The organism is Ellagibacter sp. (assembly GCF_048412355.1).
Taxonomy (GTDB): Bacteria; Actinomycetota; Coriobacteriia; order Coriobacteriales; family Eggerthellaceae; genus Ellagibacter.
Map to the genome: position 1 here is coordinate 38,308 of NZ_DBFSAP010000048.1, position 19,325 is coordinate 57,632.

Annotated in this window: 8 protein-coding genes; 2 read left to right on the forward strand and 6 right to left on the reverse strand. The window is 63.4% G+C overall.

From position 1 onward, the window contains the following. Window positions 1-90 precede the first annotated feature (90 nt). The gene (gene recJ / locus ACMRQN_RS07335; RefSeq protein ID WP_418734434.1) at window positions 91-3,438 is read right to left on the reverse strand and encodes a single-stranded-DNA-specific exonuclease RecJ; all 3,348 of its coding nucleotides are present in this window, start codon (window positions 3,436-3,438) and stop codon (window positions 91-93) included. A 254-nt stretch (window positions 3,439-3,692) separates the two neighbouring features. On the opposite strand from recJ, the gene ACMRQN_RS07340 reads away from it, so the two are divergent. Beyond that, the gene (locus ACMRQN_RS07340) at window positions 3,693-4,655 is read left to right on the forward strand and encodes an exopolyphosphatase (protein ID WP_418734435.1); all 963 of its coding nucleotides are present in this window, start codon (window positions 3,693-3,695) and stop codon (window positions 4,653-4,655) included. Between the two features lie 84 nt (window positions 4,656-4,739). Next, on the forward strand, window positions 4,740-7,346 hold the full coding sequence (ppk1, locus tag ACMRQN_RS07345) for a polyphosphate kinase 1 (protein WP_418734436.1): 2,607 nt from the start codon (window positions 4,740-4,742) through the stop codon (window positions 7,344-7,346). A gap of 545 nt (window positions 7,347-7,891) precedes the next feature. On the opposite strand, the gene ACMRQN_RS07350 is transcribed toward ppk1, so the two are convergent. The 5 genes from ACMRQN_RS07350 to ACMRQN_RS07370 form a co-directional block, all read right to left on the reverse strand. Further along, window positions 7,892-8,842: a leucine-rich repeat domain-containing protein gene (locus tag ACMRQN_RS07350; RefSeq protein ID WP_418734437.1), complete on the reverse strand. Its 951-nt coding sequence runs from the start codon at window positions 8,840-8,842 to the stop codon at window positions 7,892-7,894. A 69-nt stretch (window positions 8,843-8,911) separates the two neighbouring features. After that, a complete protein-coding gene (gene glmM / locus ACMRQN_RS07355; RefSeq protein WP_418734438.1) occupies window positions 8,912-10,288 on the reverse strand; it encodes a phosphoglucosamine mutase in 1,377 nt (458 codons plus the stop codon). A 3-nt stretch (window positions 10,289-10,291) separates the two neighbouring features. Continuing rightward, on the reverse strand, window positions 10,292-10,771 hold the full coding sequence (locus tag ACMRQN_RS07360; RefSeq protein ID WP_417059753.1) for a phosphoribosyl-ATP pyrophosphatase: 480 nt from the start codon (window positions 10,769-10,771) through the stop codon (window positions 10,292-10,294). A gap of 237 nt (window positions 10,772-11,008) precedes the next feature. Then, a complete protein-coding gene (locus tag ACMRQN_RS07365) occupies window positions 11,009-15,421 on the reverse strand; it encodes a DNA-directed RNA polymerase subunit beta' (protein ID WP_418734439.1) in 4,413 nt (1,470 codons plus the stop codon). Window positions 15,422-15,424: 3 nt separating this feature from the next. Continuing rightward, window positions 15,425-18,886 (reverse strand): DNA-directed RNA polymerase subunit beta, encoded by a 3,462-nt coding sequence (locus tag ACMRQN_RS07370; protein ID WP_413587822.1) that lies wholly within the window; start codon window positions 18,884-18,886, stop codon window positions 15,425-15,427. Window positions 18,887-19,325 lie beyond the last annotated feature (439 nt).

The window sequence follows — 19,325 nt, forward strand, 5'->3', positions numbered from 1 at the left end:
AAATCGCAGGCGAGAGCTACCGCTGCCTTCCTCGCACCAGCCCCAATGGCGCACCGCCATTCGCCATCGCCCGTCACAGGTCACCTTCCCCTACCGCAGATGCAGCGGCTTCATCTGCGGGGTGATGGGGCCGGACACACGCTGCTCGAGGCGCGCGCAATCGCAGTCGATCACCCACTCGTAGAAGGCCTTGAAGATGTCGCGCTCGCCTAATCCCTCGCGATAGCGCACGCTGTCGGTCAGCTCCACGCGCCCGGCGCCTTCCTTCACACGCACCATGCGCGCACCCTCGCCCGACGCGTAGGCCACATGCGTCTCGATAAGCCCCAGTTCGCGGAAGACCGCAATGCCACACGCCGCCGACGCCGCCGTGATCTCGCAGCCCGCACCGCTCACGATGCGCGCGAGTTCGCCATCGGCCATCTCGAAGAACTCGCCGGGCGTCTTGCGCTGCCACGTGCGAAGCGTGCGGTACACCTCGGCAAGCACGTCATGGTCGGGCGTCATGTCCTGCAAGATGCGGTCGTTGTGCTTCACATCCGAGCGCCCGAACAGCAGATGCACGCGTGCGTCCTTGCCGTCGCGCCCCGCACGGCCGCTCATCTGGTTGAACTCGATCTCGTTGTACGGCAGCTGGAAGAGCACGACGTTGCGGATGTCGGGAATGTCCACGCCCTCGCCGAACGCCGACGTGGCGACGAGCACCGCGATCGCGCCCGTGCGGAACAGTTCCTCGACGCGCGTGCGCTCGGCGCGCGAAAGGCCCGCGTTGTAGAAACCGATGAGCGGCGCCATCTGCGGCACGCGTTTGCGCAGGTTGCGGGCGAGCGCCACCGATTGCTCGCGCGAGGACACGTAGATGACGCTCTTCTCTCCCTGCGCGACGAGCGTCGCCAGGTAGTCGCCGCGATTGCGCAGGTTGCGCTGGTCGACCACGTGAAGGTTCGTGCGCATGGTGTCGTCCACCACGTGCCCCGCCACGGGGAGCACACGGTCGATGTCGCTGGTGACAGCCTCGTCCGAGGTTGCCGTAAGCGCGAGCACAACCGGGTTGCCCATCTGCGCGATAGTGCTTCCGAGCTGCGCATATGCGGGGCGATGGCCCGCGCGCGAAAGGCCGATGTGGTGAGCCTCGTCAACCACGACGAAGCCGATGCGGTCGGTAGCCGCGAACTCGGGGGCGTGGCATACAAGGAACTCCGGCGTCGTGAGCACGATGTCGACCGAGCCATCCCTCAAGCCCGCAAAAACCTGGCGGCGCTCGTCGGGCGCGCTTTCCCCCGTAAGCGTGCACGCGTTGATTCCGAAGGGCGCGAGCGCCTCGTTGATATGAAACGCCTGGTCAGCGATGAGCGCACGCAGCGGGTAGACGAACAGGCTCGCCGTATGGTGCGCGAGCGCCTCGCATGCCGCATGCACTTGGAAGGTGAGCGACTTGCCGCGCCCCGTCGCCATGACGGCAAGCACGGAGTTCCCCGCTCGAAGGCTCGAGAGCACCACACGCTGCGATTTGTGCAGCTCGCGGTCGCCGATAATCGCCCGCACCACCGCGTTCTCGAGCGCGTCGGGGTCGCTTTGCGCCTTCTGTTCCCATAGCGCGCGGTTCTTCTCGCGCTCCGCCTCGTATGCCTCGATGTCCTCGGGACTCTCGCAGCAGTCCTCGCAAAGCTCCGCGTCGCTCGTGGCGTACAGGTCGGCCGCGAACGACAGGTTCTCCGGCTCGAGGCACGCCTCGAGCGCAGGGCACGTGCGAGCAGGCGTGATGGACTGAAGCATTGCCTTCACCGACTTGCGCCCGCGCCAGGTGTCGATTTCCACCTGGAACGCCGCGTTCACCACGCTGTCGGTCGTCATGAGCATGTCGATGTCGGTGCAGTGGAACATGATGCCCGAAATCGATGTGCGGCCGTTCGTGAGCGTGCACGAGAAGTGGTTCTTCTCGGCGCCGACCGCGCGGCAATGGGTGAGCAGCACGTCGCGCGCGAGGAAGCACGGCGTCGGGTTCTCCTGACCGAAGGGGGCGACTTGCTTCAGTGCGCCCACCGTTTCGAGCGTGAGCTCATCGAGGTTGATGCACGTGTCGATCTCGATGAGCGGGTGGAAGTCGTCTTCGGGCAGCTTGTCGAGGTAGTCGCAGAGCGCCTTCGAAAACGCGGGGATGTCCTTGGTTTTGAGCGTGATGCCCACCGCCGCCTCGTGTCCGCCGAAGCGAACAAGCAGGTCAGACGTCGATTCGACCGCGGCGAACAGGTTCACGCGCCCCACGCTTCGGCCCGAGCCGCGCGCCTCGTCGCCGTCGATGGTCAAAAGGATGCACGGCACGCCGTAGATGCCGACTAGGCGGCTCGCGACGATGCCCTTCACGCCCTCGTGCCACCCCTCGCCCGCAACGACGAGCGCGCGCTGACCGTGGTAGATTTCCGCAGCCTGGACCTTCGCGATCTCGGAGAGCTCCGCCTCGATCGCGCGGCGCTGGTCGTTGAGCCCTTCGAGCTCGGTCGCCAAGCGGTACGCCTCGTCGAAGTCGTCGGACATGAGCAGGTTGAGCGCCAGGTCGGCGTTGCCCATGCGCCCTGCGGCGTTGAGGCGCGGAATGAGAGAGAAGCTGAGGTTCGTGCTGGTGAGGGGCTTGCCGACCGCCCCCGAGGTTTCGAGCAGCGCAGCGACGCACGGGCGCGGCGCCTTGTTCATCATCTTGATGCCCTCGATCACGAGCGGGCGGTTCTCGCCAAGCATCGGCATGAGGTCGGCCACCGTGCCGAGCGTCGCGAAGTCGACGAAATCGCGCCAGAGGTAGGGCTTGCCGAAGCGAGCACCGAGCGCCTGCACGAGCTTCAGCGCCACGCCCGCACCGGCGAGCACGCAGCTTTGGCACGTGGCATCGATCTTCGGGTCGGCGACGGGTACGCCTTCGGGGACCAGGTCCGTAGGCTCGTGGTGGTCGGTGATTGCGACGTCGATTCCGGCCGCCTGCACGAGCTTCACCTCGGCCTTGCAGGCGATGCCGCAGTCGACCGTCACGAGGAAGTCGGGGCCGTAGGTCTTCACGCGCTCGAGCGCCGCGGCCGTGATGCCGTAGCCCTCCTCGAAGCGCTTCGGGATGAACGGCACCGTGTCGGCCCCGAGTTCCCGCAGGCCACGGGTGAGAACCGTCGTCGCGGATATGCCGTCCAGGTCGAAGTCTCCGAACACGAGGATGCGATGGCCCTTCCGCACGGCGTCCTCGAGCGCGTCGACGACGTCGCCGAGCCCGGGAATCAGGTAGGGGTCGAGCCAATCGTGCTTGAACGAGGGAAACAGGAACGCGCGCGCCGCCTTCGGGGTGTCGATTCCGCGGCCGACAAGCGTTGCCGCGACGAAACGGGGCAGGTCAAGTTCACGCTGGAGCACCGATACCATGCGACTCGACGCACGGCGAATGTTGAACTGAGCTGACATGGAAATCTACCTCTAAACATGCATCGCTATCTTTTCTCGCTGCGTATTTTCCCACAATCGCCGCATGGTGTCACAGCTCACTTCAACCTTGCGGCGCAGACGGCCGACAAGCCGCCCGCGCGAACCTGCCATTTGGCCCCCGAATACGAAGTCCAAGCAGAGCGAGCGTAAAGGACGCGTAAAGATTTCCCCATTGCTCGAAGCGCTACGCTAGGATGGAGGAAAACCGAGCTTAACAGGAAACGGATAGCACTATGGCAAATTACGGCGTGATCGACCTGGGGTCGAACTCTGTGCGCCTCGTCATCTTCGACGTGAAGGACGGCATAAGTAAAAAGAAGCCCATCACCTGCAAGGACTTCAGAAGCATCATCAACGACAAGGTGATGGCGGGGCTTTCGGCCTACGTTGATGCGGGCGAATTCACCCTGGAAGGCATCGCCCGCGCAGTCGACGTGCTCTCCGGGCACCTGAAGCGCGCGCGTTACTTCAACTGCGTGCGCACCGACATCTTCGCCACCGCCGTGCTGCGCAACTGCACGAACTCCCGCGAGGCCATCAGCGCGATCGAAAAGGCCATCGGCGCTCCCGTGAACTTGCTTTCCGCTCGCGACGAGGCGCATCTCAGCTTCACCGGGGCCTCATGCGATCGCACGATTGAGAAGGGCACCGTGGTCGATTTGGGCGGCGGATCGACCGAGCTCATCCGCGTCGAGAAAGGGCGTGACTTCGACGACGTAAGCATCGGGCAGGGCTCGCTTTCCTCTTACGCCGGATACGTGGAGTTTGTCATGCCCCAGGCGAGCGAGGTCGAAGCAATCGAGCACGCGTTCCTCGAACGCGTCGCGGAAACTCCCATTGACTTGCAGAAATATCGCGCCGAAACGCTCTTTGGCGTCGGGGGAAGCGCCCGTGCCGCCGCAAAGTTCTACGCCCAGATGACCGGCGAGCCCTGCCGGCCGAGAGCCCTCACGCCCGCGCACTTCGACGCGCTGCTCGATCTGCTGGAGAGCAACCCGTCGAAATTCGCCCACCTTGCAGCGCGCGCCGTTCCCGAGCGCATCCACACGGTCGGGCCGGGTTGCGTCATCCTCAGCACGCTCATGCGAGAGCTTGGCGCCCGCGAGCTGCAGATATGCAAACGCGGCGTGCGCGAAGGCTATCTCATCGAGCGCATGCTGGGCAATACGCCTTGCTCAAGGGTCAAGGCTCAGTAACGCTTTCACCTCATCATCCCGCAGCGCGTTATCATGGAAGGTAGCGCGAAGAACGTGTCATCATGCACATCAAGGAGGCTCTGCATGGCCAACGACAATCCCACTTCATCAGACCAGGTCATTCCCGCAGCTGGCAATCCCGCACCCTATCTGCAGAACCGCGAGCTGTCGTGGCTCGACTTCAACGAACGCGTGCTCGAGCAGGGCGCCGACGAGTCGGTCCCGCTTCTGCAACGCCTGAACTTCATCTCCATCTTCTGGAGCAACCTGCAGGAATTCTTCATGGTGCGCGTCGGCAGCCTGACCGACCTGTCGCTCGTGAAGAAGCATATCGTCGATTCCAAGTCCAACATGACGCCCTCCGAGCAGCTTCGCGCCATCTATCTGCGCTGTCATGAGCTCTACCCCGCCTACGAGTGCACTTTCGAGCAGGTTCGCCTGCTGCTGAGCAAGGTGGGGGTCACGCACGTTCGCCCCGACGAGCTCACCGACGAGCAGCGCGCCTACCTGGCGGAATACGCCGAGGCCAACGTGACGCCGTTCCTCTCCCCGCAGATCATCAATGCCCGCCACCCCTTCCCGCACCTCGAAAACGGCGCGCTCTACATCGTCGTGCGCCTCGATGAGGAAGCCGACAACGCCCAGGAGCAGGCAAAAAGCGAGCAGAAGAAGAAGGGCAAGAAAGGCAAGAAGAGCAAGGGCAAGCCAGCGAAGGAGCCTGCGAAGAGCGCCTCCCTTTCGCAGAACGTCGGCGCCGAGGGAACCATGCTCGGGCTCATCCCCCTGCCGCGACAGTGCGCGCGCGTCGTGAAGCTGCCGGGCGATGGCTTTTCGTTCATCCTGCTTGAGCATGTGGTGGAAATGGTCGCCGAGCAGGTGTTTTCCATGTACACCGTGAAGCACACCAACGTCATCTGCGTCACACGCAACGCCGACATCGACGCGACGGAATCCACCGACGAGAACGACGAGGACTACCGCGAGCACATGAAGCGCATCCTGAAGAAGCGCGCGCGCTTAGCCCCCGTGCGTCTCGAGAGCGAGCGCGAGCTCTCCGATACCCTCGAGCCGCTGCTGCTCGATCGCCTGAACCTGAAGAAGCACCAGGTGTTCACGACGTCAGTGCCGCTTGATTTGAGCTTCACCTGGGGTTTGGCATCGCATCTTTCCGAAAAGCAGTGCGCGGCACTCATGTATCCGCCGTTCACGCCGCAGTGGCCGGCGTGCCTCGACCGCAAGCGCCCCATCATGGAGCAGGTCACGGCAGGCGGCGACGTGCTGCTCTCCTACCCCTACGAGAGCATGGACCCGTTCGTGCAGCTTCTGCGCGAGGCGTCGCGCGACCCGCGCGTCATCTCGATTAAGATCACGCTCTACCGCCTGGCCAGCCAGTCGCATCTCGCCGAGGCGCTCATCGACGCCGCCGAGAACGGCAAGGAGGTCACCGCGCTGTTCGAACTGCGCGCCCGCTTCGACGAGAGCAACAACATCGAGTGGTCGCAGCGCTTTGAGCAGGCTGGATGCAACGTCATCTACGGTTTCCGCGACTACAAGGTGCACAGCAAGATCTGCTGCATCACCCGCCAGACCGACGACGGGATCCAGCACATCACGCAGCTCGGCACGGGCAATTACAACGAGAAGACGGCGAAGCTCTACACCGACCTGTCGCTCATCACAACGAGCCCCACGATCGGCCGCGATGCGACGGAGTTCTTCCGCAACATGGCGCTCGAGAACGTGTCGGACAACTACGGCGTGCTGTGGGTGGCGCCCCTGCAGGTGAAGCCGCTCATTCTAAAGAACATCGACCACCAGATCGAGCTTGCTCGTCGAGGCGAACCGTGTGGGCTGTTCTTCAAGACGAACTCGGTCACCGACAAGGAGATCATCGACAAGATCGCCGAGGCATCGCAGGCAGGCGTGAAGACCGTCATGCTCGTTCGCGGGATATCATGCCTGGTCCCAGGCGTGGAAGGCTACACCGAGAACGTGCGCGTCGTCTCGATCGTGGGACGCATGCTCGAGCATAGCCGCATCTACGGGTTCGGCCCGCGCGCGAACATGAAGGTCTACCTGGCGAGCGCCGACCTCATGACGCGCAACATGGACAAGCGTGTGGAAATCGCCTGGCCCGTGCTCGACGAGAAGCTGCGCGAACGCATTTTGTCCTACATCGACGTCTCGCTTTCCGACACAGCGAAGCTGCGCGAGCTGCTTCCCAACCGCCGCTACACGCCGCTTGGGTTCTTCGCTCAGGTCAGCCCCGAGGGCAAGACGATTCGATTCGACTCGCAGGCGCACTTCATGGACGAGGCTCGGCTTAAGGCGCGCATGAGCACCGAGGTGGAAGTCGAGCGCGAGGTGGAGAAGCGCGAGGCGGTCGAAGGCGCAACGAACGTGGCGCCGAGTGCGGGCACGGCAACTCCCGCGACCTCGGAGACTGCCACGGTTCCTCCAGAGACGATGAGCGCAACGAGCAGTGCCACTCCCGCTGACGCGGCTAGCGGCTCTCCTTCCGCTGACGCGGCCGGCACCAGCGAGCCAGCGCTCGAGCCCGATGCCATCGAGCCCGCCGAGGAAGTGACGACCACGGCGATCTTGCCCCACATCGAGCAACCGCCGCACAAGCCAAGCCTGCTCGTGCGCGCACTTGCCGCAGCCATTCGCCTCTCCAACAAGAGAAAGTAAACATCTCGCCCTATTGCCGCGGGCGTGTCGTAGCATGCAAGAAGGCCCGTCTAAGCGGGCCTTCTTGCTGAATGGTGCAACAAAAAATGTGCGCTGGCCTGCGTCAACGCCCTTCGGACACACTTTTTAATCGCATCCCGATTTGTGATGCATCAAGGGCCATCGCCGGAACCGCCGGCCACCCTTCTTTTCGAAAATCGAGGTGCGAGGGACAAATAATGCCGATATGTGAGTCCTCGAAGTCGGTAGCGATTGCTCGCTCGCGCTTATGTCAGCGTTTTCCCAGGTCCGAATTATCGAAAGGAAGTTTGCCTTATACTACTCCTCACATATCGGCCTTTTTTGTCCACGATGAGTCGATTTCGAGAAAGAAGGGTTTAGGAGCACAAGAGCAGCATCCCGCGAGCCCGCGCAGGCCATCGCGTCCGAGCACCCGCACGCCGGGCTAGCGGACACGGACGATCTTGAACGCCGGGCTCGCGAACGCCGGGCTCGGGGCGTGTGGGCGCACACGCACCCCGAGGGCCGCGCGCCGCCCCTGCGCGCTACAGCATCGCGAGCAGCTCCTCGTCGGTCGGGTTGTCAAGCGCGTCGATCAAATCGCGCACCTCCGCAAGCTGGCCTTCCACCTCGTCGAGCCGCGCCTGGATCCGCTCCTTCTCCGCACGCGCGAACATACCCAAGCCAGCGAGCTGTTTGCGCAGCTCGTCTTCCTCGGCGCACAGGCGCTTGCCATCGGCCATGAGCTCCGCCCGATCCGCCTCGTGCGCTTCCTGGAACGCAGCCGAGAGCCTTGTGCGCTCGGTCTTCAGCACGACGCCCGCCCGGGCCGCCACCTCCTGCGTGAACGCCTCGGGGAACCGCTGCACGATGCTCTCGGGAATCAAGGCCGCATCGAGGCTGGTGCATCCGCGAAACGCCCGCGGTTCGATTTCCTCCACGCTCTCAGGAATCGCGATCTCGCGAAGCGCCTGGCATCCCGAGAAGGTCTCCTCCCCGATCACCTTCAACGTGCTGGGCAGCTCAATCCGCTCAAGTTCGGTACAGCTCGCGAACGCGCGACGCCCGATCGTCTCCAAGGCTCCAAATTGCACATCGACAAGCGAGGTGCAGCGCTGGAAGGCGTAACGGTTGATTTCGGTCACCCCGGGCGCTACGACGCGGGAAAGCGAAGTCGCGCCTTGGAACGTGGCATCGTCGATGCGGCCCAGCGTGTCGGCGAACGTTATCTCGCGCAGCGAGGTGCAGTGTTGGAAGGCGCGCTTTCCCACCATGGCGACATCGCCCGGAAAGTCGACCTGCACGAGGTTGCGGCAGCCGTCGAAAGCGGCATCCCCCACCTCGATGAGGCTTTGGGGGGCGCGCAAGGAACGCACCTCGCCCTTGAAGCGAAACGCCTTCGCCCCGATGCCGACGACATCGTCGGGCAGCACGGCATCGATGCGCTCATCCGGCTCGTCGGGGGTGAACTTCGCGACTATGATCTCGTATGCCATGGGTCTCCCTCACCTCGCGCACCAGGAAAGAAATCGCCCCCGATGAACAGGGGCGATATGCGATATCTTCTAGATTTCGGCCTCAACGACAGCGGCAATCGCCTCGGCGTGGGCCTTCGCGGCGTCCGCGCCCTCCGCCTCGACCATCACGCGAACCACAGGCTCCGTGCCACTCGGGCGCAGCAGCACGCGACCCGAATCACCAAGCGCTTCCTCGGCCTTCGCGACGGCAGCGGCGATAGCCTCGTTGCCTTCAACCGCATGCTTGTCGCGCACCCGCACGTTGATAAGCGTCTGCGGGAACTTCTTCATGATGGAAACGACGTCGGCCACCGGCGTGCCCGCGCGCTTCACCGCCGCGAGGAACTGGCAAGCCGTCATAAGGCCGTCGCCCGTGGAATTGTGCTCAAGCAGGATCATGTGGCCCGATTGCTCGCCGCCGATGGCGTAGCCCTTCGCGCGCATCTCCTCGAGAACATAGCGGTCGCCCACCTTCGTCTGCACGACAGTGATGCCGTTGTCGCGCATCGCATGGACGAACCCGAGGTTGCACATCACGGTGGACACAACGGTGTCCTCGGGCAGGCACCCGCGGCGCTTCATGTCGAGCGCGCACACGGCCTCGACCATGTCGCCATCGATCTCGGTGCCGTCGGGCGTCATGAGCATCACGCGGTCGGCATCGCCGTCATGCGCCACGCCGACGTCCGCGCCGCTTTCGCGCATAAGCTGGGCAAGCGGTTCGAGATGGGTGGAACCGCAGTTCACGTTGATGTCGGTGCCGTCGAAGTCCTCGTTGATCGCGATGACCTCCGCGCCCAAGCGGCGGAAGGCCTCAGCGCTCGTGAGCGACGAGGCGCCATGCCCCGTGTCGAGCGCGATGCGGATGCCCGAGAAGTCGATGCCCTGCGCGCGCACGCTCTGAACCGCATGCTCGATGTAAATCTCGCAGGCCTCGTCAACGGGAAGGGCAACGCCCACCTCGTCGCCGGGAAGCATCGCGGCGGCGTCCTCGCCTTCCGCACCCTCTTTGGCTCGAGCAGCAGCACCCTCGAGACCGCCCTGCTTGATGAACTCCTCGATCTTATCTTCCACCTCGTCGGGAAGCTTGTAGCCCTCGGCGTCGAAGAGCTTGATGCCGTTGTACTCCGGCGGGTTATGCGAAGCGGAGATCACCGCACCGCCGTCGGCGTGCAGCTCGCGCACGAGCAGCGCAACCGCAGGCGTAGGGATAATCCCCACCGAAAGCTCGGTCCCTCCCGCGCTCATGATGCCGGCGGCAAGCGCCGATTCCAGCATATCGCCCGACAGGCGGGTGTCCTTGCCGACCACGATGTTCTTGCCGAGAAACACGGCCGCAGCCTGTCCCAAACGATAGGCAAGCTCGCAGGTGAGCTCAGTGTTCGCGACTCCGCGGACACCGTCGGTTCCAAATAGACGTGCCATAGGCTACTTACCCCTTTTAACGTGGCCTTGCTTGAGGCGAACCGCCCCCGAAGGTCGCTCTTCGTCGGTCATGCGCTCGTTGAGCTCGGCGGCGAACTCATCCAAGTCGATGCCATAACGCTCGAGCACAACAAGAAGATGATACACTACGTCAGCCGCCTCATAGCGCAGGTGGTCGGTGCACGCATCAACGCGCTCGCCCGCGGAGGCGACCAGCGCTTCATGGCCGCGCGCGTGGTGCTCCATAGCCCGCAACATCACGAGCTCGGACTCGACGTCCTTGGCGGCGAGCCCCACTTCCCCGGCCTCTTCCATCACCTTCTTGAGCGGCTTGTCGGCCGGCCCATAGAGAAGCTGATGGGTGTAGCTTTCCTCGCCCGCATCTCGACGCGCGCGAATTGTCGCAGCAAGCGCCTCGATTGTGGTTGCGATCTGCGAAGACGGGGCAACCTCGCCTTCGGGGACATACGTTTTCTCAGACATATGCGCCTTTCCTTGACCTGGCGCCCCATGCGGATCGCGAGGGAGACAATCCCCCTATCCGCGAGGCTTCCTTGTCCTGCACGGGAAAATGACGAGAGGCCCCGAGGTACCCAGAATCGCCCGTGCGCACGCTTGCGTACTTGGAAGGTACGCGCCGCGATGCGCAGGGGCAAAGCTGAGTGCCTCAGGGCCTCACAGCGTCAAGTGGATCCGCCGCCCGTGGAGGCGGCGGAGTGATTATTCCTCGTCCTCGTCGGAATCGTCGGAATCTTCCTCGTCATCGGCGTGCTTCAAGCTGAAGCCGAAGTTGCCGACCGACCCGAGCAGCTCGTCGAGCTCCTCGAGGTTGCGATGGTAGCTGCGCGGAGGCAGCGCCTCGCCGAGCATGTCCTCGCCTTCCGTGTTGAACGTTGCCGGCTCGTCGCCGCCGATGAGGATGTTGTCGTCGGGGCTGAAGACCATATCGAGCAGCTGGCTCATGTCGTCGGAAGATGCCGAAAGGTCGTCCTCGATGACATAGAGCAGATCGTGCTCCTTCAGGCCCTCCTTGAGCTCCTCGATCGCCTTCACGCCGATGCCCTCGATGCGAAGGAGATCCTCCTCGGTGTGGCCCACCAGATCGGCGACCGTCTCGATGCCTGCCTCGCTGAACTTGTTGGCCCAACGCTGCGAAACGCCCAGGTCGTCGAAGATGTACAGGCGCGCATCCTCGTCGGAAAGCTGCGGACCACGATGCCCGAGCGACAGGCCCGAGTAGTAGTTGCCGTAGCTCGACCCCATAGAGTTGAGGTAGCCATCGCCGTCGAGCGACCAATCTTGCGGCTGCGGCAGAAGCTCTTCCACCTCGCGCAGCGCGTCGGGAGCGGTGTCCGGCAGCGTATCGCCGATAACCTTGCCCGTCGGGCGACCCTTGTAGGTAAGGCCCACCTCGCGGTAGCGCTTAAGGCCGGTGCCAGCGGGAATCGGCTTGCCGATGATGACGTTCTCCTTCAGGCCAACCAAGTGGTCGGTCTTGCCCTCGATGGCGGCATCGGTGAGAACCTTGGTGGTCTCCTGGAACGATGCAGCCGACAGGAACGAGTCGGTGGCGAGCGAAGCCTTGGTGATACCCAAAAGCAGCGGCTGGCCGACCGGCGGGTTCTTGCCCTCGGCGATCAGAGCGTTCGCCTCGTTCTCGAACTCGTAGCGATTGACCTGGCGGCCCGGGAGGAACTCGGAATCGCCCGCGTCGAGCACGGCCACCTTGCGCAGCATCTGGCGCGCGATGACCTCGATGTGCTTGTCGTTGATGTCTACGCCCTGGGACACATACACGCCCTGGACCTGGGCAACGATGTAGCGAAGCGTCGTGTTGGGGTCGGTCAGGCGCAGCAAGTCGTGCGGGTTCACCGAACCCTTGGTGAGCTGCTGGCCAACCTTGACCTCGCCGCCGTCTTCCACGCCGGGGAACAGCGTCGCGCGAGCGGAAACGACGTACTCGCGGTAGTTGCCTTCCTGGTCGTGGATCGTGAGCGTCTTGGACGACTTGTCACCGGAAACCTGCAGCGTGCCGGAGATCTCGGCGAGGACGGCCTGGCCCTTCGGCTTGCGCGCCTCGAAAAGTTCCTGAACACGCGGGAGGCCCTGCGTGATGTCCTCGCCCGCGACGCCGCCGGCGTGGAAGGTACGCATCGTAAGCTGCGTGCCCGGCTCGCCGATGGACTGAGCTGCGATGATGCCGACTGCCGTGCCGATGTTGACCGGGCGCGCAGTCGCGAGGTCCCAGCCATAGCACTTCTGGCAAACACCGTGCTCGGCATGGCAGGTCATGACCGTGCGGATGGTCACTTCCTCGATACCCGCAGCGGCCATCTCGGCCAGCTGGTCCATGGAGGAGATGTAGTTGTCGCCCTCGAGGATCACCGTGCCGTCGGTGCCCACAGCGGACTCGAGCAGACAACGGCCGATGAGGTTCTCGTCGAGCTCGCCCTTCTCGTTGTACAGCGGGTAGGGAACACCCTCGGCGGTGCCGCAGTCGATCTCGCGGACGATGACCTCCTGTGCGACGTCAACGAGACGACGCGTGAGGTAGCCGGAGTCAGCGGTACGAAGCGCCGTGTCGGCCATGCCCTTTCGAGTACCGTGCGTGGAGATGAAGTACTCCAACACCGACAGGCCCTCGCGGAAGTTCGACTTAACCGGAATGTCGATCGTCTGGCCCTTCGTGTCGGCCATGAGGCCGCGCATGCCTGCGAGCTGACGAATCTGCTTGATGTTACCACGAGCACCAGAGTCGGCCATCATGTAGATGGGGTTGTAGTGGTCGAAGTTGGCCGACATCGCGTCGCCGACCTTCTCGTTCGCATCGGTCCAGATGTCGACGACCTGCTTGTGACGCTCTTCGGGGCTCATGAGACCCATCTCGTAATCCTCGTCGATGGCGTCGACCTTGGCCTCGGCATCGTCGAGAATCTCCTTCTTGTTGGGCGGCACCGTCGCGTCGTACACCGAAACGGTAATGCCCGCGAGCGTGGCGTAATGGAAGCCCGTCTCCTTCAGACCGTCGAGGATCGGCGGAACGTCGGCGAGGTCGTAGCGGTTGCAAACGTCCTCGACCAAGCGGCCGATTTCCTTCTTGTTCATCTGGTAGTTCATGAACGGGTAATCGTCCGGGAAGACGTTGTTGAAGATGATGCGGCCGATGGTCGTCTCGAGGCGCGTGCCAGCCTTGTGCTCCTCATAGGTGTGGAACGCGGTGGCAACCTGGGTGTCCTTCGGAAGGCGAACCCAGATCTTGGCCTGCAGGTCGACGTCGGCATGAGCGTCGTGCGCGTTTACGGCGTCCGCGAAGTTCACGAACGCGCGACCCTCGCCCGGGAAGTTGTCGCGAGCGGCAGTCAGGTAGTACACGCCGATGATCATGTCCTGCGTCGGCACGGTCAGAGGACGACCATGAGCAGGGGATTTGATGTTGTTGGCGGAAAGCATGAGCACGCGCGCCTCGGCCTGCGCCTCGGCTCCCAGAGGAACGTGCACAGCCATCTGGTCACCGTCGAAGTCAGCGTTGAACGCCGTGCAGACGAGCGGATGGAGCTTGATGGCCTTGCCTTCGACGAGCACCGGCTCGAACGCCTGGATGCCCAGACGGTGCAGGGTAGGTGCGCGGTTCAAAAGCACGGGATGCTCGATGATGACTTCCTCGAGAACGTCCCACACGTAGCTCGCGCCACGATCGACAGCACGCTTCGCAGCCTTGATGTTAGCGGCGTATTCGAGCTCGACCAGGCGCTTCATGACGAAGGGCTTGAACAGCTCGAGGGCCATCTGCTGCGGCAGGCCGCACTGATGCAGCTTGAGCGACGGGCCGACGACGATAACCGAACGGCCGGAGTAGTCGACGCGCTTGCCGAGCAGGTTCTGGCGGAAGCGGCCCTGCTTGCCCTTGAGCATGTCGGAGAGCGACTTCAGCGGACGGTTGCCCGGGCCCGTGACGGGGCGGCCGCGGCGACCGTTGTCGAAGAGGCTGTCGACCGCTTCCTGGAGCATGCGCTTCTCGTTGTTCACGATGATCTCGGGGGCACCGAGGTCGAGCAGGCGCTTCAAGCGGTTGTTGCGGTTGATCACGCGACGGTACAGATCGTTCAGGTCGGACGTCGCGAAACGGCCGCCATCGAGCTGCACCATCGGGCGCAGGTCGGGCGGGATGACCGGGATGACGTCCAAGATCATGTCGGAGGGCTTGTTGTCGGACTTCAGGAACGCGTCGACGACCTTCAGGCGCTTGATCGCCTTCGCACGCTTCTGACCCTTGCCGTTGGCGATGGTGTCGCGCAGCTCTTCGGCGGCCTCTTCGAGGTCCATCGCGTCGAGCAGGTCGCGCACCGCCTCGGCACCCATGCCGCCGGTGAAGTAGTTCTTGTAGTTCATGCGCATCTCGCGATAGAGCGCCTCTTCGGGAACGAGCTGCTTGGGCTCGATCTTCATGAAGGCCTCGAAGGCGTCCTGACGCAGCTGCTTGCGCTCGATGAACTCCTCGTGGATATCGGCGATCTCGGCCTCGACCTCTTCGGGGGTCAGGCGCTCGTCCTCGTCGATCTCGTCGACGAAGTCGTCGTCTTCCGGCACGTAGTCGGTGCCCAGTCGGCGCGTCGCCTCGATGAGGCGGTCGCGCTCGGCGTCGAGCTCCTCGAGGTCGGCGGCAAGCTCGTCACGAAGCTCGTCAGCGTCCTCGTCGCGGCCTTCCTTGTCGACCGAAGTGATGATGGAGCTGGCGAAATACAGCACCTTCTCCAGCTCTTTCGGCGGGATGTCGAGCAGGTAGCCAAGGCGGCTCGGGCTGCCCTTGAAGTACCAAATATGGGACACGGGCGCAGCGAGCTCGATATGGCCCATGCGCTCGCGGCGAACCTTGCTGCGGGTCACTTCGACGCCGCAGCGCTCGCAGACGATGCCCTTGAAGCGAACGCGCTTGTACTTGCCGCAGGCGCACTCCCAGTCCTTGGTAGGACCGAAGATCTTCTCGCAGTACAGGCCGTCCTTTTCGGGCTTGAGCGTGCGGTAGTTGATGGTCTCGGGCTTCTTGACCTCGCCGTGCGACCAGCTGCGGATATCGTCGGCGCTCGCGAGGGAGATGCGAAGCGCGTCGAAGTTGTTCACGTCGAATTCGGTCATCTCTTACTCCTCTCCACCGATAAGGTCGTTGGTCGTATCGTCATTAGATGAATCGCCCATCAATTCTCCCAGTTCAGCTGCGATGTCATCGAGAGCCTTGTCAGACTCTTCCTCAGAAAGCTTCGCGTCCGCGGCAATCGCGTCGAACAGCGCCTGATCCGAATCGTCGTCCTTCTTCTCGACGACGCCTTCGTCCTCGCTGATCGGCTGCATGTCGTGGCCCTCGAGCTCGACGTTCAAGCACAGCGACTTCATTTCCTTCACGAGAACCTTGAAGCTCTCCGGCACCTCCGCGGGCGGGATGTTCTCGCCCTTGACGATGGCCTCGTAAGACTTCACGCGGCCGGCGGTGTCGTCGGACTTCACGGTCAAGATTTCCTGCAGCACGTTGGAAGCGCCGTACGCGTAGAGCGCCCACACTTCCATCTCGCCGAAGCGCTGGCCGCCGAACTGGGCCTTGCCGCCGAGGGGCTGCTGGGTGATGAGGCTGTAGGGGCCGGTCGAGCGGGCGTGAATCTTGTCGTCGACCATGTGGCCCAGCTTCAGGATGTAGGTCTGGCCGACCGTGATCGGCTCGCGGAACTTCTCGCCCGTGCGGCCGTCGTAGAGCCAGGTCTTGCCGGTGCGGGACAGCTGCGGGACGAACTCGTCACGCGCCAGGTCACCGTACTTGGCATGGTTGATGTTGATGAGGTTTTTGTTCGCATGCTCGATGGCGTCGGAGATTTCCTCCTCGGTCGCACCGTCGAAGACAGGCGTCGCCACGAACTGCGGGCCGGCAACCGGCTTGTCGGTGTCCTCGTCAGACCAACCCCACTTGGCGGCCCAGCCGAGATGGTTCTCGAGCAGCTGGCCAACGTTCATACGGGAAGGAACGCCGAGGGGGTTAAGCATGACGTCGATCGGGGTGCCGTCGGCGAGGTATGGCATGTCCTCCACCGGAAGCACGCGGGAGATGACACCCTTGTTGCCGTGGCGGCCGGAAAGCTTGTCGCCCTGCTGGACCTTACGCTTCTGAGCCACGAAGATGCGGATGAGCTCGTTCACGCCGGGGGCAAGCTCGTCGCCCGCCGCGCGGCTGAAGCGGTGGATGCCGATCACGCGGCCGCCGGAGCCATGGGGCACCTTGAGCGACGTGTCGCGCACCTCGCGGGCCTTCTCGCCGAAGATGGCGCGCAGAAGGCGCTCTTCAGCGGTGAGCTCGGTCTCGCCCTTCGGGGTGACCTTGCCCACGAGCACGTCGCCCGGGAACACCTCGGCGCCGATGCGGATGATGCCGTCAGCGTCGAGATCGGCCGTCATGTCGTCGGACATGTTCGGGATCTCGCGGGTGATTTCCTCGGGGCCGAGCTTGGTGTCGCGCGCGTCGACCTCGTATTCGGAGATGTGGATGGACGTGAGCAGGTCTTCAGCAACCACGCGCTCGGACACGATGATAGCGTCCTCGTAGTTGTAGCCTTCCCACGGCATGTAGGCGACCATGAGGTTCTGGCCGAGTGCCAGCTCGCCACCGTCGCAGGACGGGCCGTCGGCGAGCACGTCGCCGGCATGGACCTCGTCGCCCTTGCGGACGATCGGGCGATGGTTGATGCAACCGGACTGGTTGGAGCGCTGGAACTTGGGGACCAGGTACTCGTCGTATTCGCCGTCGTTGTTGAGCACGATGATCGTCTGGCCATCGACGTAGTCGACCACGCCCGGGTTCTGGGCGACCAGGATCTCGCCGGAGTCGACCGCGATGCGGTGCTCCATGCCCGTGCCGACGAGCGGGGCGTGCGGCTTGAGCAGCGGCACAGCCTGACGCTGCATGTTCGAGCCCATGAGGGCGCGGTTCGCGTCGTCGTGCTCGAGGAACGGGATGAGCGACGTTGCGACCGACGTCATCTGACGCGGGGAAACGTCCATGTAGGTAACCTGCTCGGGCAGCACCTCTTCAGGCTCGCCGAACACGCCGGAAGCGTCCTTGGTACGGCAGAGAACGCGCGTCGCCTTGTGGAACACGCCGTCGGCGTCGGTGGTGCCGAACTCGCGGGTCTCGAGGTTGAACGTCTCGTTCGCCTGGGCGATCGTGTAGTTCTCCTCCTCGTCGGCCGTGAGGTAGTCGATGTCGTCGGTCACCTTGCCGTCGACCACACGACGGTAGGGCGTCTCGATGAAGCCGTAGGGGTTGATACGGCCGAACGTCGCAAGCGAGCCGATAAGGCCGATGTTCGGGCCTTCAGGCGTCTCGATCGGGCACATGCGGCCGTAATGGGAGTTGTGGACGTCGCGGACTTCGAAGCCTGCGCGCTCGCGGGACAGGCCGCCCGGGCCGAGTGCGGACAGACGGCGCTTGTGCGTGATGCCTGCGGCGAGGTTCGCCTGGTCCATGAACTGCGAGAGCTGGGAGCTTCCGAAGAACTCCTTGATGGCAGCCACGATCGGGCGGATGTTCACGAGCGACTGCGGGGTGATCTCGTCAGGCTCCTGCATGCTCATGCGCTCGCGCACGACGCGCTCCATACGGGAGAGGCCGATGCGGAACTGGTTCTGGATGAGCTCGCCGACCGTGCGGATACGGCGGTTGCCGAAGTGGTCGATGTCGTCGACGCTCGCGCCTTCCTCACCGGCATGCAGCGCGATGATGTATTTCATCGTGGCGGTGATGTCCTCGTCGGTCAGGGTCGAGGCGTCGTTGTCGGCGTCGAAGCCGAGCTTCTTGTTGATCTTGTAGCGACCGACTTTCGCCAGGTCGTAACGCTGGGGGTTGAAGAACAGGCCCTCAAGCAGCGTACGCGCGGAATCGATCGTAGGCGGCTCGCCCGGACGGAAGCGCTTGTACAGCTCGATGAGGGACTCTTCCTTGGTGGTTGCCGGGTCGCGATCGAGGGTGCGCAGCACCATGTCGTCGGAGCCCAGAAGCTCGATGATCTCCTCGCGCGTCTCGGCAAGGCCGAGGGCACGAACGAGCAGCGTGGCCGGCTGCTTGCGCTTGCGGTCGATGCGCACGGAGAGGATGTCGCGCTTGTCGGTCTCGAACTCGAGCCACGCACCGCGGCTCGGGATGACCTTCGCGTTGTAGATTGTCTTGTCCGACGTCTTGTCGCGCTCGGACGAGAAGTACACGCCCGGGGAGCGAACGAGCTGGGAGACAACGACGCGCTCGGTACCGTTGATGATGAAGGTACCGCGGTTCGTCATGAGCGGGAAGTCGCCCATGAACACGTTCTGTTCCTTGATTTCGCCCGTCTCACGGTTGATGAAGCGGATTTCCACGAACAGGGGCGCCTGATACGAGACGTCCTTCTCCTTGCACTCATCGACGGTGTACTTCGGCTCGCCGAACTCATGCTTGCCGAACTCCACGCACATGTCTTTCGTGCTGTTCTCGATAGGAGCGATGTCCTGGAAAGCTTGCTGGAGGCCTTCTTCTTTGAACCACTTGAAGCTGTCCGTCTGGATTGCGATAAGATTGGGGACGTCCATTACGTCCGGAATCTTCGCGAAGCTTCTGCGATTCCTATAAAGGCTGGTGGGAGCGCTAGTTTTTGCTTTGGCCACGAGGCTTTTCCTCCTTCACGCACGCACTCATTTCCCAAAAAAGTTGCAATCGAAGAAGATACTATGGGGATCGTACCGCGTCAAGAAAAATTTTTACGAGCTGTGGAAGTTTTTTGTTCTTTCGGCCTTTAAGCTGGGGAAACGAGGTCGAAAAAAGTTGCTTTCCTGTGAGGCTCGCGGAGGAGGGCGACAGGCGCGGGCGCGAAGGAGGGGCGAGGGCAGAACGCGCGACGAAGATGGGCGCGGCGTGGGCGGCGAAGTCCACCTTCCCCAAACGACGGACCCCACCGCAAGCGCGCACGATAACAGGCGGCGACAGGCAAGGCAAAACTGCGGCATCGGAGGCTTCCCCACACTAATAATA